This window comes from Solibacillus sp. FSL W7-1472, from assembly GCF_037969775.1.
GTDB classification, from domain to species: Bacteria; Bacillota; Bacilli; order Bacillales_A; family Planococcaceae; genus Solibacillus; species Solibacillus silvestris.
In genome coordinates this window covers 2449404-2471424 of sequence record NZ_CP150208.1, presented here as the reverse complement: position 1 = coordinate 2471424, position 22021 = coordinate 2449404, and the positions used below count along the sequence as shown (strand labels likewise).

Below are 22021 nucleotides of genomic sequence, written 5' to 3'. Positions count from 1 at the left end.
CTCGTTAATAGATTGTTAAACTATATGATTCATAAGGAGAATTTATTATTTTTGTACCGGATATTTTGTTAAGGCAACGATTATAAAGAGCATCGTAATAAAAATACTGCTAAGCGTGACTACAGTTTGAGAGAGGATAAACAGATTTCCGAACATCGTTAGAAATGTTCCCCATGTACTTGCAAAAACAGCTGTTCGCCATACTTGCCGATATTCACCGCGTCGTCTCATCGGCCTAACGAAAAACAAACCTGCAAGTGCATATAAACTTACCTTAATAAAATAGATCGACGTATTTAGTACGAATAAAAATACAATGGCAATCGGGTAAACAATCCATTGAATATTTTGTGCATACTGTTCAATTTCCGAATAACCGAAAATTTCGGCTGTCCCTGTATTGATAAATTGGCCGAATGAAAAAGCGGTAATAAGGGTAATCATTAAAAAGGCATACTGCATCACTTTTCCAATTGATAGAATTCGATAGGCGCCCAGTTTTTTAGGGCTTGTTAAACTATGTATAAGTAACTGCATATGTGAAATTTTCATTGTTGGTTGCTCCTTTACAAAGGTAGTGTAACATGAAAAAAATTCGATTTGAACTCGGAATAGAAAATTGAATCTTTTCTTTGTTTATTACGTATAATCTGTGAACACATAATAAGAAGAAAATTTGAAAGGATGTGAAATGGTTGGACATTATTGCATGGACACTTATTATTGCGCTGTTTATTATTGCGTTTATCGGTTTAGTATATCCAATTATCCCATCTGTCTTATTTTTGTTGGGCGGGTTTATCGTTTATGGGCTATTTTACAGTTTTACCGAATTGCCGTGGTGGTTCTGGTTAATTGAGTTATTATTTGTTGCACTGTTATTTGCGGCAGACACGATCTCGAACCTAATTGGAGTGAAAAAATTCGGCGGATCAAAAGCAGGGATGTGGGGAAGTACGATTGGTTTATTGATCGGGCCATTTGTTATACCGTTTGCCGGAATTATCGCAGGACCATTTATCGGTGCCATCATTGGCGAGTTAATTGTGACACGAAGCAATCTACAGCAGGCGATTAAAGTTGGCGTTGGTTCAGTTGTCGGATTTTTAACATCGGTGGTAACGAAAGGTATTATTCAAGTCATTATGATTGTCTTGTTTTTTATTGCTATTTAGTTTCTTTTATTAATTGAAGTAGATTTAATTGATGGGGAGCAAATATTTGTAAAATCGATCGGGTATCGCTTACACTAATAGAGGAAAGATTACAAACACAGGTGAGACGAGTAATCCGCAGCCTTTCCGTCAAAAGACTGAAATGCAAATATTACTGTTTTTTTCATTGAATGAGCAATCATTTTTTGATAACCTAGTACTGTAATCAACATTAATTACTTGTTCCAGGGAGGAATATTATCATGGCATTCAAATTACCAGAATTAACTTACGCTTACGACGCATTGGAACCACATATCGATGCAAAAACAATGGAAATTCACCATTCTAAACACCACAATACTTACGTAACAAACTTAAACGCAGCAGTAGAAGGTACTGAATACGCTGACAAAGACATCAACGAGTTAATCGCTAACATCGATGCTTTACCAGCTGACAAACAAACTGCTGTACGTAACAACGGTGGCGGACATGCTAACCACACATTATTCTGGGAATTAATCGCTCCAGGCGGTTCTAACACTCCAGTAGGTGAAGTAGCTGCTGCAATCGATGCAAAATTCGGTTCATTCGACGCTTTCAAAGAAGAATTTGCAAAAGCTGCAACAACTCGTTTCGGTTCAGGTTGGGCTTGGTTAATCGTTGAAGGTGACGGTGTAGCTGTTACTTCAACTCCAAACCAAGACTCTCCAGTAATGGAAGGTAAAACACCAATTCTAGGCTTAGACGTTTGGGAGCACGCTTACTACTTAAACTACCAAAACCGTCGTCCAGACTACATCGGTGCATTCTGGAACGTAGTGAACTGGGACGTAGTAGAAGCTAAATACCAAGCTGCAAAATAATATGCGAAGAAGTAGCTATATACTAAACGGACAACCAGTTTGCGACGAAAGCGAAGCGACAGGAGCACTTCTGGGACGTAGTAGAAGCTAAGTTCCAAGCTGCAAAATAATTAAATTTGCACATTCAAATTTAATTATTTCTGTACCGAAAGCGAAGCGGCAGGTACAAAATATTTTAAACGTAAAACGCATGAGAAGTTCATTACTTCCATGCGTTTTTTTATGTATTTTTTTACAGTTATCTGCTACGCTCAAAATAGTAAATAGAATTGGGGTGCGGCAGTGGATGATTGATGAATTTATTGCACAAATTGATGAGAAGTGGCACGGTGCTTTTATCAAATTAATGGAGGCGATTGATGAGAACTTGCCGCCAGGGTTTGAAAAGTCAATTGATAGGAATATGATCACATATAATGTACCATTAACAACCTATCCAAAAGGGTATCATGTAACACGAAACACACCATTACCGTTTTTGGCCCTTGCTCCACAAAAGCGCCATATTGGCCTTTATCATATGGGCATCTACAGTAATCCTGAACTTCTCAAATGGTTTCAGGAAGCCTATGCCGAAGCGGTTCCAACAAAACTAAATATGGGGAAAAGCTGTATTCGCTGGACCTCGACAAAACATATCCCCTATGAACTGATCGGGGAACTGAGCAAAAAAATGTCGGTAGAGCAGTGGATTGCTGCCTATGAAAATGAAATACAGAGATAAATAAAGAAGGACAAACGAGCGCACATTTCCTTGATCGTCCTGTCTTATTGCTCGACATCTTGCATGGTTCCAGTGAATGGAACAAGATGCAGGTAGTCCAGTTTAATAATTGTATTTTCTAAAAGGCTTTGTAACTTCGGTTGCAGAGCTTTTTTTTATATTTTATTCTTCCTTATATAGTTGTAAGTACACCTAAACTAAGCTACTTGTGAATAAAGTAAAGAGAGGTGAGGAATAAATGAGCATGACGTACAAAAATATACTAGTTGCCGTGGATGAAACGAATGAGTCGCTGATTGCTTTTAGAAGAGCTGTGCAAGTTGTACTCAATAATGTCGGAAGTAAGCTGTATATTGTTCATGTAATTGATACCCGTTCCTTTGCATTTTCAGAAGGCTATAACTTTGATATGGCGGAAAAAATTACGAATAATAAAAAGGATTTGTTAGATAGTTATGAAAAAAAAGCGCAGCAGTCAGGCTTGGTAAATATAAAAAAACTTATTGAATACGGAACGCCTAAGCATGTCATTGCACGTGATATCCCTCAGCAGGAAAAAATTGATTTAATTATTTGCGGTGTAACCGGAAAAGGGGAATTAGCCCGCCTTTTCCTTGGATCTGTATCGGAAGGGATATTAAGAAATGCCCGCTGTGACGTTCTTGTTGTAAGAAATTCCTAAAAAGTTGACGAAGCTCCACGTAATTTTCGTGAAGCTTCTTTTTTGTGAAACTTTATAAAAGTACAGCCGTCTAAAAGATGAATAATAAAAATCTGAACTCTTTTTTCATGGAGTTTTCAGTGTTATACTAAAAGCTATGACTATACATTCATGTACACGATACATAAAGTAAGGAAGGGGAAGAGTTCTTTGCGCAAAATTACGCAAAATCGTCAGCAAAATCCGAAGGCAAAGCAACGGGCAAGTTTAACTTTTCGGATGAATATCCTTTTCTTTTCAATATTTGTTTTGTTCTCAGTACTAATATTTCGTCTAGGATATATACAAATTGTAAAAGGTGAAGATTATGTGCGTGCATTAGAGCGTACAGAGGAAGTGCGGGTAAATACTAGTGTGCCCCGTGGCCGTATTTTTGACCGTTATGGTCGTATTTTAGTTGATAATCAGCCTGAAAATGCGATTACGTATACAAAAATGCAAACAACAAAATCCGCTGAAATGCTTGAAATTGCAGAAAAACTTGCAAATCTCATCGAGCAGCCGACAGAAAAAGTAACACAGCGCGATAAATTAGATTTCTGGATTTTACGGAATCCGGAAAAAGCAAAAGAAAAAGTAACACAAAAGGAAATGACGAAATTCCAACTTGAAAATGAAGAATTAGAAACGAAGGAAATCAATAAAGAGTATGATCGACGGATTCGGGATCGAATTACAGATGAAGAACTGGAACAGCTTACCGACTTTGACCTGGAAGTTCTCGCGATTTACCGTGAAATGATGACGGGCTATAATTTATCACCGCAAATTATTAAAGGTGAGAATGTTACACCGGAAGAATTTGCTCGCGTTTCAGAACAATTGGCGGATCTGCCTGGTGTGAATACGACAACCGATTGGAAACGCGTACGATTATCTCCATTAGCGATTTTAGGTCGAACAACGGTACCAAGCAAAGGTGTACCTAAATCGAAACTGGATTTTTATTTAGCACGTGATTATTCTCGGAACGACCGTGTTGGGGAAAGTTATTTTGAAGCACAGTATGAAGAAATTTTGCAAGGTGAAAAATCAGTCGTTAAAAACATAACGAATAAAAAGGGCCAAGTAGTTGAAACGATGACGACTTTCGCAGGGGAGCCCGGCAAAGATTTAGTAACAACAATCGATGTGGAACTGCAGCAAAAAGCTGATGAAATTTTGGAGAAGTATTTATTGGAATTAAAAGCTAAAGGTGGTTCTCAATTATTGGACCGCGGATTTTTAGTTGCAATGAGTCCAAAAACCGGAGAGCTATTATCTGTAGTCGGCAAGAAAATAGAAAAAGATAAAGACACTGGCAAACCTTATATTGTTGACTATTCTTACGGTACATTCACTTCAGCATATGAAGCAGGGTCAACTGTAAAAGCAGCAACCGTTTTAATGGGCTACAATGAGGGAGTTATTAAACCGGGGACGGTTATGCTCGATTCACCAATGCGAATCGGGAATATTACACTGAATACTTTATTCAATAAGACTGGTAGTGTCATGCTGAATGATTTAACGGCATTGGAACGTTCATCAAACGTCTATATGTTCAAAATTGCGATGGGTATTGGCGGCCGTACGTATTCACCAGGTATGCGCTTTAGTTTAGCTCCGGGTACATTGCAGACAATGCGAAATGAGTATGCTCAGTTTGGACTAGGTGTGCCAACGGGGATCGACCTTCCTGGGGAATCGACAGGCTATCAGGCAGACCCGGATACCGATGTAAAACTATTAAACTTGGCGATCGGCCAGTTTGATACGTATACAACGATGCAATTGGCACAATATATTTCAACGATTGCAAACGGTGGTTACCGCATTCAACCACGCATGTTAAAAGAAATACGCAACCCTTCTAAAGATGGCGAGTATTTAGGGCAAGTTGTGGAAGAAGTGGCACCTAAAATTTTAAACAAAATCGAAAACAGCCAAGGAGAAATTGAACATGTACAAGAAGGTCTGCGCCGAGTTTACTTCGGGGCAAATGGTTCTGCCCGCCGTCAGTTTGAAACTGCAGATTATACAGCTGCTGGTAAAACGGGTACAGCCGAGGTAGTTTACTATGGACCGCAGCGTGATAAATGGAAAACTAACACGATCAATATTGTCCATGTAGGCTACGCACCATTTGATGATCCTGAAATTGCTTATGCCGTCATTTTTCCATGGGCAACAACGAACTTTACAAATAACTATTTACCACAGGCGAATTTGACAGCACGTGAATTAGTAGATTCCTATTTTGAACTGAAAAATAAATATGCAGAAGAGGGCTTATCTACAAGTAAAGTAGAAAAACCGATCATCAAGCATTCAGATGAAAAGCTGGATGAGGATGAAGAAGTTGAAACTGTAAATGAATAAAATTAAAATTATAATCCCGTAGTTTCTGACTACGGGATTATTTTTAGGAGAAGATTCAATGAGAAAGAAAATAATACATATTGTTGTGATCATCGGTGCCCTAAGTAATGCAGCGATTCTAGCATTCATGGATTTGCCGGCATGGCTCATTATTTCAATGTCGGTAATCTATATTGTTATTTTTGAAGGGCTCCTGCTTGTACTGGAGCCCCGTTTAGTCCGTGCCGAACGCGAACGGAATGTTAAAGCCTATCCTTTTTTACGAGAATTGGTTGACGCAAAAAAAGCGACGGTTACAATGCGCGACGGTTCAGTGTTATATAATGCTACGTTCGAAGGCTATGCCCATCCAAAAGATGCGAAAACCATTTTACTTTATGTACATAAAGTAAAGACGAAAAAGGAAAAAGCAGCCTATACAGAACATCCTATTAAACTTATTAACATTAAAAGCGTAAAAAAGATTCAATAAGAAGAAAATGAGACAATTTGCCTGGAACTCCTGTAAATTGTCTTTTTTATTTACAAAGCTTTACATTCAATTAACTGCGGAATTATATAAGCTTAACAATTTGTGACTATAGTTGGAATTGTAAGAAAAATACCTATTAAACAAGCGGAGGAATTACAAATGAAAAAGTGGCAGTACTTAACATCAACAGCTTTACTAGGTTCAGCAATTCTTTTAGGAGCATGTGGTGGAGAAGAAAATAATGATGAAACATCAACATCTGCACAAACAAACACTGAACAAGCTGAAACTGGCAGCGCACAATTGACAGGTAACGTAGTAGGCGATGGTTCGTCAACAGTTGCTCCAATTACAGAAGCATTAGTTGAAGAATACGCGGGCGTACAAAAAGATGTACGCGTAGCAGTTGGTGTATCTGGTACAGGCGGCGGATTCGAAAAATTCATCAATGGTGAAACGGATTTCTCAAACGCTTCTCGTCCAATCAAAGATACTGAAATGGAAGAGCTTAAAAACGCAGGAGTAGAATATACAGAATTTGAACTTGCTTACGACGGTTTATCGGTAGTTGTACACCCTGAAAATACTTGGGCAAAAGATTTAACAGTTGACCAATTAAAGAAGATTTGGATTGAAGATGGTTCTACGAAAAAATGGTCTGATATTGATCCTTCATGGCCGGATGAAGAAATTGTATTCTACTCACCAGGTTCTGACTCAGGTACGTATGATTACTTTGATGAAGTCATTTTAGACGGTGAAGACATTGTTAAAACAGCCACATTATCTGAAGATGACAATGTGTTAGTACAAGGTGTAACAGCAGATAAAAATGCAATCGGCTATTTCGGATACGCATACTACCTGGAAAATAAAGATAAATTACAAGTTGTAACTGTTGACGGTGTGGAACCGACAAACGAAACAATCGAATCAGGTGAATATTCACCATTATCACGACCACTTTTCGTTTATGTGAAAAACAGTGCACTTAAAGACAATGAAGCTACATATGACTTCATGAAATTCACACTTGAAAATGCTGGTGAAATGGCAGAAGTAGTAGGGTATGTGAGCTTACCGGATGAAAAGTATGAAGAAGCTCTAAAAGAGTTAGAAGGATTAAAATAATTACGATGTTTAATAGTGTGGGGTGGCTCTCATGCCTCCCCACACGTTTTTTAATGATAAAAATTGACCGATTATTTATATAGATGACTGGAAGGAGTTTTCGCACATGGCTCTTAAACAACAGGAGCAAGTAAGTGTCCAACAATTAATCGAGCGTTCGCGCAATCGCAAAGGAAAGAAAGTAATCGAAAAGTTAGTACCAATCGGGTTATTTTTAGCAGCAACAATTTCGGTTCTTACGACGTTTGGGATTGTATTTACACTAATATTTGAGACATTTGAATTTTTCACGCGAGTGTCGATTACCGATTATTTATTTGGTACAGAATGGCTGCCATTCTCAGGTAAGGAGCCATTGTATGGAGTATTACCATTAATATTCGGGACATTTAAAATAACACTGATTGCTATTATTGTAGCAGTACCATTCGGTTTGGGCGCTGCCATTTATTTAAGTGAATATGCATCAGAACGTGTACGAAAAATTATTAAACCGATTTTAGAAGTACTGGCAGGTGTACCAACAATTGTTTACGGGTTCTTTGCCTTAACATTTATTACACCGATTTTGCAGGCCATTATTCCCGATTTGAAAATATTTAATGCAATAAGCCCCGGGATTGTTGTCGGAATCATGATACTGCCAATGATCACATCCATGTCCGAAGATGCAATGAGCTCTGTTCCAAGTTCGATTCGTGAAGGTGCGTTAGGGTTAGGGGCGACAAAATTCGAAGTAGCAGTTAAAGTTGTCCTGCCAGCCGCATTATCAGGTATTGTCGCTTCTGTCGTATTAGGTATTTCCCGGGCAATAGGGGAGACGATGATTGTTTCACTAGCAGGCGGATCTACACCAAAATTCGACTTTGGCTTTACTGATTCGATACAAACAATGACTGCTTATATCGTGCAAGTAACGACAGGGGATGCCGGTTACGGTACAACAATTTACTACTCAATTTACGCAGTAGGGTTTACATTGTTTATTTTCACTTTAGCAATGAACTTGCTTGCAACCTACATTTCAAAACGCTTCCGAGAGGAGTATTAATATGCGCTATATACAAGAAGATTTAGTGATGAAGCGGATGAATAAACGCCTCAATTCGAATAAAATGTGGAAAATAATTTTCATTATTGCTACAAGTTTTGCCCTTGTTTCTTTAGGTATGTTACTATACCGAATTTTGTCGCAAGGAATTGGTTTTTTAGATATGAATTTCATTACAAACTTCGCGTCACGTATTCCCGAAAATGCAGGGATTAAAGCAGCACTAGTCGGATCATTATGGCTGATGAGCGTTGTTGCCCCTGTCTCGATTATTTTAGGGGTAAGTACAGCGTTGTATTTGGAGGAATATGCAAAGCAAAACAAATTAAATGATTTTATCCGAATAAATATTTCTAACTTGGCAGGGGTTCCTTCAATAGTTTTTGGTTTACTCGGATTAACAATTTTCGTTCGACTGTTTGGCTTTGAAAAAAGTATTTTGGCAGCCGGCCTGACGATGAGTCTACTCATATTGCCTGTTATTATTGTTGCGGCTCAAGAAGCGATCCGCTCGGTACCAAATGAACAGCGCGAAGCTTCATACGGAATGGGTGCTACGAAATGGCAAACGATTGTTCGGGTCGTACTGCCGGCAGCTATTCCGGGAATTTTAACAGGTAGTATTTTAGCGTTATCTCGAGCAATTGGTGAAACAGCACCATTAGTAGTAATCGGTATTCCAGTCATTCTGCAGTTTTTACCAACAGGATATCTCGATACATTTACCGCATTGCCGATGCAGATTTTCGACTGGGCAAAACGTCCGCAAGAAGCGTTCCAGTATGTGGCTTCAGCAGGAATTATCGTATTAATGATTTTCTTATTAACGATGAATTCCATTGCAATCTTTATTCGAAATAAATTCCAAAAACGTTATTAGGAGTGAAATGGAATGGTTCAAGTATTAACGAAAAATAATGTGCGTCAATCTGCAATGGGAATCGAACAGAATCAAGCGAATGTCATGCAGTCCAATAATTTTAATTTATGGTATGGGGATCACCATGCTTTAAAAGATATCAACTTAGACATGAAGGAAAACGAAGTAACGGCAATTATCGGTCCTTCCGGCTGCGGGAAATCGACATATATAAAAGCATTAAACCGTATGGTAGAACTTGTGCCGATCGTAAGGACATCAGGAGAAATCAATTATCGCGGCCGTAATATTTTTTCAAACGGCTATGAAGTGGAAGAACTGCGCACGAAGGTCGGCATGGTGTTTCAAAAACCGAATCCGTTTCCAAAATCGATTTATGATAATATCGCATACGGACCACGAATACATGGAATTAAAAATAAGAAAATCCTGGATGAAATTGTGGAAAAGTCACTGCGAGGTGCAGCCATCTGGGATGAGGTAAAAGACCGTTTAAATCAAAATGCTTATGGGTTATCAGGCGGTCAGCAGCAGCGTATTTGTATCGCACGCTGTTTGGCAATCGAACCGGATGTCATTTTAATGGATGAGCCGACTTCAGCGCTTGACCCAATTTCAACATTAAAAGTTGAAGAGCTTGTACAACAGATGAAAGAACAATATTCAATCGTCATTGTGACACATAATATGCAGCAGGCTGCACGTATTTCCGACAAAACGGCCTTCTTCCTGAACGGGGAAGTAGTAGAGTTTGATAAGACAGATATCATTTTCTCGACACCGTCAGATCAGCGCACCGAAGACTATATTTCCGGTCGATTTGGATAATGAGAAAAGGAGAATGATAACGATGATTCGCGAGCGTTTTGAACATGATTTAATAGCGGTACAGCAAGATTTAATGGAACTGTGTGATTTAAGTATTCAATCATTGCAGGAGTCTTTTAAAGCTTTTTTAAAAAAGGATATTGATTTGGCGCTACAAGTTATTGATACCGATCCGAAGATTAATCGGTTGGAGGAAATAATCAATGACCGTGTCATTTTACTCATTGCAAAACAACAGCCTGTTGCGACAGATTTACGCCGTTTAATTGTTGTGATTAAAGCAGCAACGGATATGGAGCGCATAGGTGATCATGCGGTCAATATCGCAAAGGAAACGATTCGAATCGGAAAAACACCATTTGTCACGAGCGTGGAGCCGATTGAGGAAATGTTCCATAAAACAATTTTAATGCTGCGCCAAATTGTCGACGCCTTTTTAGAGGAGAATACAACTAAGGCAAAAGAAATTGCAAAACTGGATGATGAGGTCGACGAATTAACAGGCAATATACTGAGTAACTTAATGAAGTTGTCTGTTTCCAATGAGCAAGTGGCACAAGTGACGAGTTTATCATACGTATGCCGCTGTATCGAACGTTCGGCAGACCACGCAACAAATATAGCTGAGCATTTATTCTACCTTGTAAAAGGGAAGCATTATGAACTGAATAATTAAATGTAAAAGTATAGGGAGGAGACTTCCTATACTTTTTTGTTTTTTTGAAACGTCAGCCAATTGGCAATCGTTTACAATGTAGGAAAGGAGGGCGGCGTAATATGAATGAATATTTCGAACAGATTATTAATGAATATAGTAAGCATTTATTGCGCATCGCATACTTTTACACCAAAAATCGTCATGCTGCCGAAGACATTGTACAAGATGTTTACATAAAATTTATGCAATCCGACTACTCAGAAAGCGGTCAATTAAGAGCATATTTAACAAAGATGACAGTTAATAAAAGTAAAGATTACTTAAAGAGTTGGGCATATAAAAAAATACAGTTTGAAACGAAATGGTGGATGAAAGCGACGGACCGTGATCATGTCATCCAGCAAGAAGAGCGGTCCAATATAGGGGCAGCAATTTTAAAGCTGCCATTGAAATACCGGGAACCAATTATAATGTATTACTACGAAGAAATGAGTGTAGTGCAAGTGGCTGCCATTTTGGAAATCAACGAAAATACCGTAAAGACCCGATTAAGACGTGGACGCGAACAATTAAGACCAGTGCTAGAAGGAGAATGGGAGGTGCTTCGTCATGAATGAGTTCAAAAAAGCATTAATAGATGTTGCAGGAGATCTATCGGAAAGTGAAACTGCTGTAAAAAATGCTATATTACTTAAAAAACCTCGTAACAAAAAAGTGAAAATAGGCTATTATTTAATGCCGGTAGTTATTGTAATGCTAATTCTTTTTAGCTGGCAATTATTTATTCCGAAAATGCTGGATATTAGCCAAGCTAAACAACCTACGAATGTACATTTATTTGAATTTTTCACTGCGCTTGAAGAAAGTGAAAATAATGCTGGTATAGAGACAAGTCGTGCTAATGCCTATATACAAATGGTGGAGATTATAGGAATACCTAAATATGCAAAAAGCATAGGAATTACGATTACAGATGAGGATCGCCAGCAAGCGGAAAACATTCTTGAACGAGTATGGAAGGAAAGAGATTTTGAAGAGGTATTATTTGCTCATATTACAAAAAAAGAAGTTACTGAAAATATTGCCCCGCTATTAATCGAGAGGTTTGCCTATGCTAAAAAGTTAGAAGATAGAATGTCTCAAGATTACGTGAAAATGTTACCGGAGATTGCAACATCATATAGCAATTTTATGGGGTTTTCCTACATGGAAGCACATTATGAAGAACAATTAAATCAGTTTAAAGAGCAACAAAATATTATAATTTCATCAAATAAAAGTTTAGGTACTTCTGGTACGGTTGTTGAGGTAGAAGATAATATGTTTTTATTGATTAAAAATATGACAATTAACGAATATAATCAAGTTTCACCTCGTATATTTGTAGACAAATTTGCGGCATGGTTTATAAATGATCCTCAAAAGCCAGTGGAAGTAGGCGATTATATAAATTTAAAAGAAACAGTGATTTCCCAAGATCGAATAGGAGCTGAATATGCAGGTGTAGGTCTTCATTATGGTCTGGAAATTCTTTTGCCTAATGAACGTGCCAATGAAATAAAAGAATTAACATTAACCGAGCAAGTGCTTGAAGAGTTTTATGAGAATTATGGGCAAGCTACACTAATAAATGAAGAAGCATTAGAAATATCGAAGCCGCCTCTTTATATTGTTCATATAGAAGGAGAATCCTATACGGTTTGGCAGAATGATAAACAACAGCTTTATATCCTTCCATTTGGTAAGAAAGAGTTGGCCATATTCACGGAATATACATCAAAAAAAATATTAACTTTATTCCAACAATTTGTTGATGAATAATTTATGTAATGAAAGGGTACATGGTACAATAAAGGTAATTCAAATAAGTCATGTACTTATTTAAATGTAAAGGGGTAGACAGCATGTTAAAAACAATTGTATTTGACCAATTAAAGCAAGCGATGAAAAACAAAGATGTATTGGCTAAAGGAGTATTAACTTTAGTGAAGTCCGCTTTGGATTCTGCAGAAAAGGAAAAAGGTGCGGAATTGACGCCACAGGAAGAAATTGCTGTCATTAATCGTGAAATTAAGCAGACAAACCAGTCACTAGAAGGTGCAAAGCAAGCAGATCGTCCAGATTTAATCGAAAAAGAGGAAGCAAAATTAGTCATTTTAAAAAGCTTCTTACCAAAACAGTTAACAGAGGAAGAAATTTCAGCTGAGCTTCAGGCAGCTGGTATTACTTCAGGCATGAATATGGGGGATGCAATGAAAATTGCAAAGCCTTTACTTGATGGAAAAGCAGACGGAGCGACAATTTCAAAAGTTGTCAAAACGCTCATTTCCTAAAATGAAAATAAGCATTGTCAAGTAACAGAAAAGGAGGTGTGCCGCAATTAATTGACGGTCACGTCCTTTTCGCTATATTTTTCTAAAATTATAACGCTTACACTACAAAAAGGAATTAGGATAGGGAGGATTAAAATGACCTTACATGAACAAATTGAACTGTATGTACCATACAATGAACAGGAAGCAAAAGATCGAGACATCATTTTACGTGCAATGGCTAGTTTATCGGATGTCCTGACAAGAAATAATGAAGTTCTGCATTTTACTGCTTCAGCTTTTGTATTCAACCCCGACCGCACCCGTGTACTGATGGCTCATCATAATATTTATAATTCATGGGGCTGGATGGGCGGTCATGCAGACGGCGATCCTGATTTATTTAATGTAGCGAAAAAAGAGCTGATGGAAGAAGCAGGTCTTACAGAAGCAAAAGCAATACAGGACGATATTATTTCGCTTGATATCCTGCCGGTTATCGGTCATATGAAAAACGGAAAATATGTTGCAGCACATTTACATTTTAATGTGACTTATATATTTGAAGTGGAAGATGAAGCGACATTTAAAGCGAAACTTGATGAAAACAGTGAAGTCGGTTGGATCGCAATGGACGAAGTTGCCGAAAAATGTACGGAAGCGCATATGATTCCAATCTATGAGAAAATTATAGAGAAGGTAAAAAAAATCGGCTGTTAAACGTTAGGCTGAAATGGATAACATTTTTACTAAAGACTGATTTTTTCCATACGGAGATTTTCTGGATTCAACTCGCTGATATACAGAAAAACACAAACGAATGCTGAAATTGAAATAATTTCACAAAATTAAACAACCGTGTGCTAAAATAACGTTGTATAAACAAAAGGGAGGCTATTTTCAAATGGCGAAAAAAGTAAAAGAATATAAAATTAACCCAGATCGAGTGGAAGAAGCATTATTAGTACAAAACCGTATGCTTCTTGAATTATTGGTTCAAGTTTTAGATGAGCAACTAGTAATTGAACGTCCAATTTTACACGAACGTTTAGGAAACCTAATCGAGCTTTCAGACAACGATCGTGATTTAAAAGATACTTTACACGGTTTAACTCAAAAATTATAATTACATACATTTATGTGTGGTGCGGTATCCTAGTGATACCGCTTTTTTTTATGCAGAAAAAACGATTATAAAGTTAGTTATTCGTCCACAGTTTAAATTACTACTTTTTAATTTTAATCTTCGCTATACTATCGGTATTGATTTGAAAACAGATGGAGGGTTTTACATGACAAATGAATATAAGACTGTATTAACAGATGAAATTCTTCATTTTTTATATCGTAATGCATCTTTTCAAGCTTTAGATGAAAATGAGCAGCAACAGTTTTTGGAGAAATTCGGTAAACAACCATTATTTATAGAGGTTATCGAAATTGCAATTGCACTTGAAGAAATGATTGCAGAAGTGGAAGCAACGATGCCGAAAATACAGGATAAAGATTATTTATTCCCGATTGAGCAACAAAAGCAATTACTGAAAGATCGGACTGTTATTGATGGCAATGTACTGTATGTGCCCTTTGAAGAGATGAAAAATCTTTATTCGCCCATGATAGTCATCCTACAGCAATCTGACGCTATGCAGGGGGTTGAAGCCTTTACAAAAGGGACCATTTTACCGCTATTTAATTTATGTGCTGTCCAAAAGCGTGATTTAATCATACTTCCGTTTAGTAATAAATCGGCTCAACCACTTCATTTTAAAAATGGAACACTTGAAATTGAAATGTTCGATCAATTTCTGCAGCATTTTTTAACTGGAGACGCTCAAATTATGCCGGCTATAGACAAGGCGATTGAACTTTTTACCCAAGACAACATTGGCCATCAGCGGGATCTTATGATTATTACGGATAATCAATTTAGCGATTTCCATAAACTGAATCAAGAAGTTGCTGCCGGAAAAATGCAGGAACTTGATATCGATCTGGCGGTCATCGCGATGAGCGAAACCGCCTTTGAAAAACAGCCGATTTCCTTTGCAGACAAAGTATTTTTTGCCAACGATTAATGAAACGAATCCGTTTTGGGTTCGTTTTTAATTTGCCCAATTTTGTTACACACAAGGAATTTTAAAAGGGAGTGCGGAATAATTAAAGTAAGGATACATAAATAGAGAGAAATGGAGTGTTTCGTTCGATGTATACAGCCTATTGTAGAACCGTCCAAAGTTCAATGCGTGTCGGTATGAAGCTTATGAACTGGAGAAAGCCAGAATTACTCCAAGGGGAAAACAGCCTTGAAAAATTGCCGGACCTTGTGAAAAGTTTAGAGTTAAATATGCTTTTAGTGATTACAGATGAAGGAATTCACAAACTTGGGCTTATGGATAAGTTATTGGAGGGCTTACAGGAGCAAAATATTGCATTTGTTGTCTATAGTAAAACCGTTCCAAATCCAACTTTCACAAATATTGAAGAAGCGTTGGAACTGTATAATGCGAATAATTGTGATGGCATTATAGCATTTGGCGGCGGGTCACCGATGGATTGTGCTAAGGCAGTTGCGGCAAGGATAGCACGCCCCGATAAATCGCTGGTTGATTTAAAGGGATTATTCAAAGTAAGAAAAGAAATGCCGCCGTTTTTTGCGATTCCGACAACGGCCGGAACGGGAAGCGAAGGGACGATAGCCGCAGTCGTATCAAATAGTGAAACACATGAGAAATTCGCTATTATGGATCCGGTGCTTGTCCCGCATTACGCTGTACTAGATCCGGTATTAACGATTAATTTGCCTCCGCATATTACATCTACGACAGGAATGGACGCTTTGACACATGCCGTGGAAGCCTATATTGGGAAAAGTAATACAGAGGAAACGAGAAAATATGCCCGTGAGGCGGTTATACTTATTTTTAAGTATTTAGAGCGCGCCTATGTTGAGGGAACAGATATGAAAGCAAGGACGGAAATGCAGCGTGCGTCCTATTTGGCCGGACTTGCATTTACCCGGGCATATGTAGGCTATGTTCATGCCATTGCTCATACACTCGGTGGTTTCTATCAAGTTCCGCACGGATTTGCCAATGCGATTATCCTGCCGCATGTCCTGCGATTTTACGGCAAAAGCGCTGCTAAGCCATTAGCAGAACTGGCGACGATTGTAGGAATCGGGAAAATAACAGACAGCGATGAAAAAAAGGCAGAGTTATTTATTGAAGCGATTGAAGTGTTAAATGAAAAGATGAACATCCCTCGAAAAATAACAGGAATCATCAACCGTGATGTGCCATTAATGGTAGAGCGCGCTATACAAGAAGCGAACCCGCTGTACCCGGTACCGCGCATTGTGAATAAAGATGAAATGTTTTATTTATATCAAGTCATTCAGGAATAATGGATAAGGAAAACAAGGTATAAAAAGAGGGTGAATCATAAATAGAAGTACCGTTAGAAAAAGAAGAAACCTTTATTAAGTAACGGATATTTTATAAAAATTGATTGAAATGGAGGGGAGGCGACTCCAGCGGGAATAGCGTGACGACTGAGACTACAGGCTCAGGCCACGCCCGCGGAAAGCGTCCGACCTGGAATGGAAATCAATTTTTAACGCTCAGCAAAAAAATGCTATTTTTCTCTTAGAGAAAAATAGCATTTTTGGGTTATGATCCAGCGTATTTAAAAATGGTAATAATTTATTCAAGTTGGTCGTCGAAATAGTTTAATAACCCTTGATAAATGCCCAGTGTTGCTTGTTCCCGGTAATAATCTGTAGTAATTGCCCGTTCTTCAGAAGGATTACTTAAATAACCGAGCTCAAGCAATATAGCATTTTGCCGGTTTTCGCGTAGCACTAAATAGTTTCCGAAGCGCGGTCCACGGTCCTTCAAGTTAACTTTTGATGCCAAGCCTTCATGAACATATTCGGCAAGCTTTTGCTGGTAACCATTCGTATAATAGGTCGTAAAGCCGCTCACTGAACTATCTTCATTTGCGTCATAGTGAATACTGATAAACGCATCGGCACTTGCCTGATGCGACACTGCTACACGCTTTCGCAAGTCGACAAATATATCAGATTCCCGTGTCATTACAACATTTGCACCGGCAGCCTGTAATTTGGAACGGAGCATTTCTGCTGTAATAATATTAATATCTTTTTCGTCGGTTCCACGAACGCCGGTAGTACCACGGTCATTACCGCCATGACCGGCATCCAGCACGATTGTTAGGCCTTTTAATGTACCCTGTTTACGCTCGGCTACTTGACTTGTATTGTTTTGGGATGTAGTTCCCTGTGAATTGTTTTTACTTACAACCCAGTTTGCGACATACGCAGTCTGTTGATCTTTTACTGCGATTTTAAACCAGTCGCCTTCACTTTCCACTATCGGATATGTATGACCAGCATCTGCGATAACGACTACATTTGAAGAAGTAGAAGGGGATTCCCTTAAGTTTGTCCCGTTATAAATAATCGTGACAAAGTTTTTCGCTTCTTCTTTCTCAGATGAATGATTTTGTTTCAATTGTTTTGTGAAAGTTCCGTAAAAGCTGTAAATCCAACCCTTTTTGCCTTTTTCATATTCAATCTCGACCCAATTATGATCGCGGCTAAGCACTTTAAACTGTTGGCCCTCCGATGCAAGTCCTAATTTTTTTGCTGTTAAATCAGGTTTTTTTCGGATGTTTACGGCACTTACATTAACGGTAAATGTATTCGGATCAATTTGCTCTATAGGTTCATTTGATTGTTCCTGTTGCACATTATCAGTTGGAGTTTCCGGTGTTTCCGACTTTGCATCTTTTACTGTGACATATTCTGCGAATACCCAACCTGTCATTTCCCCGAACTGAATTTGAATCCAATCCTGTTCCTGTTGTAAAAATTTACTTTCCGTCCCGGAAGAGATTTTCGTCAGCACAGATGCGGATAATGATGGCGCTACGCGAACATTTAAAGAGTCCACTTGAGAAATGACCGTTTTGTCTGATGAAGAGTCTTTTTGCACATTTGCTGTTTTCACAAGCCATGCCGCAACCCAGCCTTCTTGTTGTCCGACCTGAACATGGTGCCAATCACCTTGTTTTTCAATCGAAATGATCTCAGTTCCTTCTTTTAACGTATCAATGATCGGATAAGAAAGACCCGGACCTTCACGTAAATATAAAATTTCCGCGTTTACATACAACGGTTCCCCGTTGGCATAAGCAGGGCGAGCGGAAAAATTATACGGAATTACCGCTGTGAACAATAATAAAATTGATAAACCAACTATTATTTTATTTTTTTTCATAGTTTCCTCCTTTTAAAATTATTTTGTTTAAATGACCCTTTTACTATATCCCCCTATATTATAAAAGTATTTATGACAAAAAATATAGCGTTTTTTTGAAAATGGTTGACAACTTGTCATGACATCATTAAGATTAGTGTTAATTTAACAAAAGTAACATTGCCAATGACCAAACAAGTAGCGGTTGCCAATGCTGAAAAGAGAGGGAAAGACATAGGCTGTAATCTTTCCTGCAGTATGTAACATGTGAACAACAGTTGAGAGGCGTTTCCTCGAAAAATTTTTTCTAGTAGGGGAAGACGGAATCGGCCGTTATCCGAATTCGAGAGGATGTAGAGATACATCAATTAGGGTGGAACCGCGGAAGAATTTACAAGCTTTCGTCCCTTGCAGTTTTTGCAAGGGACGAAAGCTTTTTTTATTTTCTTCTTTCTTCAGCTCGCAATGTGTTTGGTCAATTAAGAGAGGAGTGCTTTTATGAATTTTAAAGTACCAAAAGGAACACAGGATATTTTACCGGGTCAATCCGAAAAATGGCAGTATGTAGAACGTGTCATCCGTGATTTATGTGAAAAGTATCGCTATAACGAAATTCGCACACCAATGTTTGAATCAACTGAACTGTTTCAACGCGGTGTAGGCGATACAACGGATATCGTACAAAAAGAAATGTATACATTTACGGACAAAGGAAATCGTTCGTTAACATTACGTCCAGAAGGAACAGCTTCAGCGGTACGTGCATACGTGGAGCATAAAATGTTCGGTCAGGCAGATCAACCTGTCAAACTTTATTATACAGGTCCAATGTTCCGTTATGAACGTCAACAGGCAGGACGCTATCGCCAATTCGTACAGTTTGGTGTAGAAGCAATCGGCTCAGCTGATCCGGCAATTGATGCGGAAGTAATGGCACTTGCAATGGATGTCTATACAACACTTGGTTTGTCCGATTTAAAATTAGTCATTAATTCATTAGGTGACAAAGATACTCGTGATGCGCATCGCAGTGCGTTAATTGAGCATTTCACTCCGGTTGTTGGGGAGCTTTGCAGTGATTGTCAAAGCCGTCTGGAGAAAAATCCTTTACGTATTTTAGATTGTAAAGTAGATGCTAAACACCCGGCAATGGCTACTGCACCGGCTTTAACAAATTATTTGACGGATTCTTCTGCAGAATACTTCACGAAAGTAAAACAATATTTGGATGTACTGGGCATTTCCTATGAAGTGGATCCTAACTTAGTACGTGGTCTTGATTACTATAATCATACGGCGTTTGAAATTATGATTACCGGTGAAGGGTTCGGTTCAATTACGACACTTTGCGGTGGCGGGCGCTATAACGGTTTAGTTGAAGATATTGGCGGACCGGAATCACCTGGTATCGGTTTTGCCCTATCAATTGAACGATTAATATTAGCGCTTGAAGCAAAAAACATCGAGCTTGCAACGGGAAATAATCTGGAAATGTATGTTGTGGCAATGGGTGAAGAAGCTAAACTCAAAGCAGTGGAACTTGTAAGTTCGTTCCGCGCAAAAGGCATTTCAGCAGATATGGATTATTTGGACCGGAAAGTGAAAGCGCAAATGAAAGCTGCTGACCGTGCGAATGCGAAATTTGTCATTGTATTAGGTGAGTCAGAATTAGAAGAGCAAGCAGTAAACGTCAAAACAATGGAAACAGGCGATCAGACAAAAGTGGAATTCGGTCAGCTTGTCCAATACGTTTTAGAAAACAAATAGTTGGAGGAATAACAATGGCGCAAAGAACACATGCATGTGGCTTAGTAACAGCTGCAGAAGCGGGACAGGAAGTTGTATTAAAAGGTTGGGTACAAAAACGTCGTGATTTAGGCGGATTAATTTTCGTGGATATGCGTGACCGTGAAGGGATCGTACAGGTAGTTTTCGGTGATCAAGCGAAAGACGCTTTAGAACTTGCCAATAAAATTCGTAATGAATTTGTTATTGAAGTAAAAGGTACAGTAGTTTTACGTGATGCTTCCCAAATTAACAAAAATATGAAGACAGGCGAAATCGAAGTAGTGGCTTCTGAACTGACGATTATTAATGAAGCAAAAAACCCGCCATTCGCAATCGATAACAATGCGGAAGTTTCAGAAGAGTTACGTTTGAAATACCGCTATTTGGATTTACGTCGCCCTGTAATGTATGACACATTTAAGATGCGCTCTGATGTAACACGTACAATCCGCAATTTCTTACAAAACGAAGGCTTCCTGGAAGTGGAAACGCCAATTTTAACGAAATCAACACCAGAAGGAGCACGTGACTATTTAGTTCCATCTCGTGTACATGACGGTGAATTTTATGCATTACCGCAATCACCACAGTTATTTAAACAGCTATTAATGGTAGGTGGCTTTGAGAAGTACTTCCAAATTGCTCGTTGCTTCCGCGATGAAGATTTGCGTGCAGACCGTCAGCCGGAATTTACACAAGTCGACATCGAAACTTCATTCTTATCAATGGATGAAATTATTGAAATGAACGAACGTCTTCTTACTCAAGTTATGAAAGATGTAAAAGGCATTGATGTCGTTACACCATTCCCGCGCATGAGCTATAAAGAAGCAATGGATCGTTTCGGTTCAGATAAACCAGATGTTCGTTTCGGACTGGAATTAAAACAGCTTTCAGACATCGTAAAAGAATCAGCATTCGGTGTATTTGCTAACGCAGTGGCAAATGGCGGTGAAGTGAAGGCAATCAATGTAAAAGGCGCAGCAGCAAACTATTCACGCAAAGATATTGATGCATTAGGCGAGTTTGCAGGCCGTTACGGGGCAAAAGGGTTAGCATGGTTAAAAGTGACAGAAGAAGGCTTGAATGGCCCGATTGCGAAGTTCTTTGAAGGCGAAGCAGCTGACACAATCATCCAAGCAACAGAAGCACAGGCTGGTGACTTATTATTATTCGTTGCAGATAAATCTTCTGTAGTTGCAGACGCACTTGGCGCATTACGTTTAAAATTAGGAAAAGAACTAGGCTTAATCGATGAGTCGAAATTCGAATTTTTATGGATTGTTGATTGGCCATTATTCGAATACGATGAGGCGGAAGGTCGTTACTATGCGGCCCACCATCCATTCACTCGCCCATTTGATGAAGATTTAGAGTTAATGAATACAAACCCTAAAGAAGTTCGTGCACAGGCATATGATATCGTATTAAACGGTTATGAGCTTGGCGGCGGATCACTACGTATTTATGAGCCGGATTTACAAGCAAAAATGTTTGAACTGCTTGGATTTACTGAAGAAGAAGCGCGTGCACAGTTCGGCTTCTTACTTGAAGCATTTGACTACGGCGTTCCTCCACATGGTGGTTTGGCGATGGGACTTGACCGATTAGTAATGCTTCTTGCTGGCCGTACAAACTTACGTGATACAATTGCATTCCCTAAAACGGCAACAGCTAGCTGTTTATTAACAGATGCACCATCACAAGTTTCAGATGCACAGCTTGAAGAGTTAAGCTTACGTATCGCAGCGACAGCAAAAAAATAAATGTTAAGGTACTTCTTCTCA

The 22021-nt window shown here is 38.7% G+C and carries 22 protein-coding genes and 1 other annotated feature; of the genes, 20 read left to right on the top strand and 2 right to left on the bottom strand.

All coding sequences use genetic code 11. The annotated features are described in order from the left end of the window. Nucleotides 1-45: 45 nt before the first annotated feature. Complete coding sequence (locus MKY07_RS12315) at nt 46-552, bottom strand: DUF1189 family protein (protein WP_014823405.1); 507 nt, start codon at nt 550-552, stop codon at nt 46-48. A 143-nt stretch (nt 553-695) separates the two neighbouring features. Here MKY07_RS12315 and MKY07_RS12310 point away from each other — a divergent pair, with 143 nt between their 5' ends. The 18 genes from MKY07_RS12310 to MKY07_RS12225 all read left to right on the top strand — a co-directional run bounded on the left by MKY07_RS12310 (nt 696) and on the right by MKY07_RS12225 (nt 16567). After that, entirely contained in the window at nt 696-1175 is a 480-nt protein-coding gene (locus MKY07_RS12310; protein ID WP_014823406.1) for a DUF456 family protein, read from the top strand. 242 nt (nt 1176-1417) lie between these two features. Beyond that, the gene (locus MKY07_RS12305) at nt 1418-2023 is read left to right on the top strand and encodes a superoxide dismutase (protein WP_339262424.1); all 606 of its coding nucleotides are present in this window, start codon (nt 1418-1420) and stop codon (nt 2021-2023) included. A 286-nt stretch (nt 2024-2309) separates the two neighbouring features. Further along, nucleotides 2310-2747, top strand: coding sequence for a DUF1801 domain-containing protein (locus MKY07_RS12300; protein WP_339262422.1), 438 nt, complete (start codon nt 2310-2312; stop codon nt 2745-2747). Nucleotides 2748-2985: 238 nt separating this feature from the next. Further along, the gene (locus tag MKY07_RS12295; RefSeq protein ID WP_008408570.1) at nt 2986-3429 is read left to right on the top strand and encodes a universal stress protein; all 444 of its coding nucleotides are present in this window, start codon (nt 2986-2988) and stop codon (nt 3427-3429) included. Between the two features lie 189 nt (nt 3430-3618). Next, nucleotides 3619-5829 carry a penicillin-binding protein 2 gene (locus tag MKY07_RS12290; RefSeq protein ID WP_339262420.1) on the top strand — a complete coding sequence of 737 codons (2211 nt, stop codon included), beginning with the start codon at nt 3619-3621 and terminating at the stop codon, nt 5827-5829. Nucleotides 5830-5887: 58 nt separating this feature from the next. Then, nucleotides 5888-6301, top strand: coding sequence for a response regulator (locus MKY07_RS12285; protein WP_339262418.1), 414 nt, complete (start codon nt 5888-5890; stop codon nt 6299-6301). 159 nt (nt 6302-6460) lie between these two features. Next, nucleotides 6461-7432: a PstS family phosphate ABC transporter substrate-binding protein gene (locus MKY07_RS12280; protein WP_008408567.1), complete on the top strand. Its 972-nt coding sequence runs from the start codon at nt 6461-6463 to the stop codon at nt 7430-7432. 106 nt (nt 7433-7538) lie between these two features. Then, nucleotides 7539-8483, top strand: a complete 945-nt coding sequence (pstC, locus tag MKY07_RS12275; RefSeq protein WP_008408566.1) for a phosphate ABC transporter permease subunit PstC — start codon at nt 7539-7541, stop codon at nt 8481-8483. A gap of 1 nt (nt 8484) precedes the next feature. Then, nucleotides 8485-9363 (top strand): phosphate ABC transporter permease PstA, encoded by an 879-nt coding sequence (gene pstA / locus MKY07_RS12270; protein ID WP_008408564.1) that lies wholly within the window; start codon nt 8485-8487, stop codon nt 9361-9363. 54 nt (nt 9364-9417) lie between these two features. Then, on the top strand, nt 9418-10191 hold the full coding sequence (pstB, locus tag MKY07_RS12265) for a phosphate ABC transporter ATP-binding protein PstB (protein WP_231918655.1): 774 nt from the start codon (nt 9418-9420) through the stop codon (nt 10189-10191). A 22-nt stretch (nt 10192-10213) separates the two neighbouring features. Next, a complete protein-coding gene (gene phoU / locus MKY07_RS12260) occupies nt 10214-10867 on the top strand; it encodes a phosphate signaling complex protein PhoU (RefSeq protein ID WP_339262415.1) in 654 nt (217 codons plus the stop codon). Between the two features lie 101 nt (nt 10868-10968). Then, nucleotides 10969-11466 (top strand): sigma-70 family RNA polymerase sigma factor, encoded by a 498-nt coding sequence (locus MKY07_RS12255; RefSeq protein ID WP_339262413.1) that lies wholly within the window; start codon nt 10969-10971, stop codon nt 11464-11466. After that, on the top strand, nt 11459-12670 hold the full coding sequence (locus MKY07_RS12250) for a hypothetical protein (protein ID WP_339262411.1): 1212 nt from the start codon (nt 11459-11461) through the stop codon (nt 12668-12670). Before MKY07_RS12255 ends, MKY07_RS12250 begins: the two co-directional genes overlap by 8 nt. 83 nt (nt 12671-12753) lie before the next feature. After that, the gene (locus MKY07_RS12245) at nt 12754-13182 is read left to right on the top strand and encodes a GatB/YqeY domain-containing protein (RefSeq protein ID WP_008408559.1); all 429 of its coding nucleotides are present in this window, start codon (nt 12754-12756) and stop codon (nt 13180-13182) included. A gap of 135 nt (nt 13183-13317) precedes the next feature. After that, entirely contained in the window at nt 13318-13881 is a 564-nt protein-coding gene (locus tag MKY07_RS12240) for an NUDIX hydrolase (RefSeq protein ID WP_339262408.1), read from the top strand. 184 nt (nt 13882-14065) lie between these two features. Further along, a complete protein-coding gene (locus tag MKY07_RS12235; RefSeq protein WP_008408555.1) occupies nt 14066-14287 on the top strand; it encodes a hypothetical protein in 222 nt (73 codons plus the stop codon). Between the two features lie 166 nt (nt 14288-14453). Beyond that, nucleotides 14454-15239, top strand: a complete 786-nt coding sequence (locus MKY07_RS12230) for a hypothetical protein (protein ID WP_339262405.1) — start codon at nt 14454-14456, stop codon at nt 15237-15239. A 128-nt stretch (nt 15240-15367) separates the two neighbouring features. After that, on the top strand, nt 15368-16567 hold the full coding sequence (locus tag MKY07_RS12225) for an iron-containing alcohol dehydrogenase (RefSeq protein WP_014823414.1): 1200 nt from the start codon (nt 15368-15370) through the stop codon (nt 16565-16567). Between the two features lie 298 nt (nt 16568-16865). Here the strand turns inward: MKY07_RS12225 and MKY07_RS12220 are convergent, their stop codons facing one another. Beyond that, complete coding sequence (locus MKY07_RS12220) at nt 16866-18467, bottom strand: N-acetylmuramoyl-L-alanine amidase (protein WP_339262402.1); 1602 nt, start codon at nt 18465-18467, stop codon at nt 16866-16868. Nucleotides 18468-18623: 156 nt separating this feature from the next. Next, nucleotides 18624-18858: a binding site (T-box leader), on the top strand. 86 nt (nt 18859-18944) lie between these two features. Here MKY07_RS12220 and hisS point away from each other — a divergent pair. Both hisS and aspS read left to right on the top strand, forming a co-directional pair. Continuing rightward, nucleotides 18945-20213 (top strand): histidine--tRNA ligase, encoded by a 1269-nt coding sequence (gene hisS, locus MKY07_RS12215; RefSeq protein ID WP_339262401.1) that lies wholly within the window; start codon nt 18945-18947, stop codon nt 20211-20213. Between the two features lie 14 nt (nt 20214-20227). Next, nucleotides 20228-22000 carry an aspartate--tRNA ligase gene (gene aspS / locus MKY07_RS12210; protein WP_008408547.1) on the top strand — a complete coding sequence of 591 codons (1773 nt, stop codon included), beginning with the start codon at nt 20228-20230 and terminating at the stop codon, nt 21998-22000. Nucleotides 22001-22021 lie beyond the last annotated feature (21 nt).

Excerpts from the sequence above, each read along its gene's own strand:
- MKY07_RS12315 (WP_014823405.1), bottom strand. The coding sequence starts at position 552 with ATGAAAATTTCACATATGCAGTTACTTATACATAGTTTAACAAGCCCT.
- MKY07_RS12305 (WP_339262424.1), top strand. The coding sequence starts at position 1,418 with ATGGCATTCAAATTACCAGAATTAACTTACGCTTACGACGCATTGGAA.
- MKY07_RS12300 (WP_339262422.1), top strand. The coding sequence starts at position 2,310 with ATGATTGATGAATTTATTGCACAAATTGATGAGAAGTGGCACGGTGCT.
- MKY07_RS12295 (WP_008408570.1), top strand. The coding sequence starts at position 2,986 with ATGAGCATGACGTACAAAAATATACTAGTTGCCGTGGATGAAACGAAT.
- MKY07_RS12285 (WP_339262418.1), top strand. The coding sequence starts at position 5,888 with ATGAGAAAGAAAATAATACATATTGTTGTGATCATCGGTGCCCTAAGT.
- MKY07_RS12280 (WP_008408567.1), top strand. The coding sequence starts at position 6,461 with ATGAAAAAGTGGCAGTACTTAACATCAACAGCTTTACTAGGTTCAGCA.
- pstC (WP_008408566.1), top strand. The coding sequence starts at position 7,539 with ATGGCTCTTAAACAACAGGAGCAAGTAAGTGTCCAACAATTAATCGAG.
- pstA (WP_008408564.1), top strand. The coding sequence starts at position 8,485 with ATGCGCTATATACAAGAAGATTTAGTGATGAAGCGGATGAATAAACGC.
- pstB (WP_231918655.1), top strand. The coding sequence starts at position 9,418 with ATGGGAATCGAACAGAATCAAGCGAATGTCATGCAGTCCAATAATTTT.
- phoU (WP_339262415.1), top strand. The coding sequence starts at position 10,214 with ATGATTCGCGAGCGTTTTGAACATGATTTAATAGCGGTACAGCAAGAT.
- MKY07_RS12255 (WP_339262413.1), top strand. The coding sequence starts at position 10,969 with ATGAATGAATATTTCGAACAGATTATTAATGAATATAGTAAGCATTTA.
- MKY07_RS12250 (WP_339262411.1), top strand. The coding sequence starts at position 11,459 with ATGAATGAGTTCAAAAAAGCATTAATAGATGTTGCAGGAGATCTATCG.
- MKY07_RS12245 (WP_008408559.1), top strand. The coding sequence starts at position 12,754 with ATGTTAAAAACAATTGTATTTGACCAATTAAAGCAAGCGATGAAAAAC.
- MKY07_RS12240 (WP_339262408.1), top strand. The coding sequence starts at position 13,318 with ATGACCTTACATGAACAAATTGAACTGTATGTACCATACAATGAACAG.
- MKY07_RS12235 (WP_008408555.1), top strand. The coding sequence starts at position 14,066 with ATGGCGAAAAAAGTAAAAGAATATAAAATTAACCCAGATCGAGTGGAA.
- MKY07_RS12230 (WP_339262405.1), top strand. The coding sequence starts at position 14,454 with ATGACAAATGAATATAAGACTGTATTAACAGATGAAATTCTTCATTTT.
- MKY07_RS12225 (WP_014823414.1), top strand. The coding sequence starts at position 15,368 with ATGTATACAGCCTATTGTAGAACCGTCCAAAGTTCAATGCGTGTCGGT.
- MKY07_RS12220 (WP_339262402.1), bottom strand. The coding sequence starts at position 18,467 with ATGAAAAAAAATAAAATAATAGTTGGTTTATCAATTTTATTATTGTTC.
- hisS (WP_339262401.1), top strand. The coding sequence starts at position 18,945 with ATGAATTTTAAAGTACCAAAAGGAACACAGGATATTTTACCGGGTCAA.
- aspS (WP_008408547.1), top strand. The coding sequence starts at position 20,228 with ATGGCGCAAAGAACACATGCATGTGGCTTAGTAACAGCTGCAGAAGCG.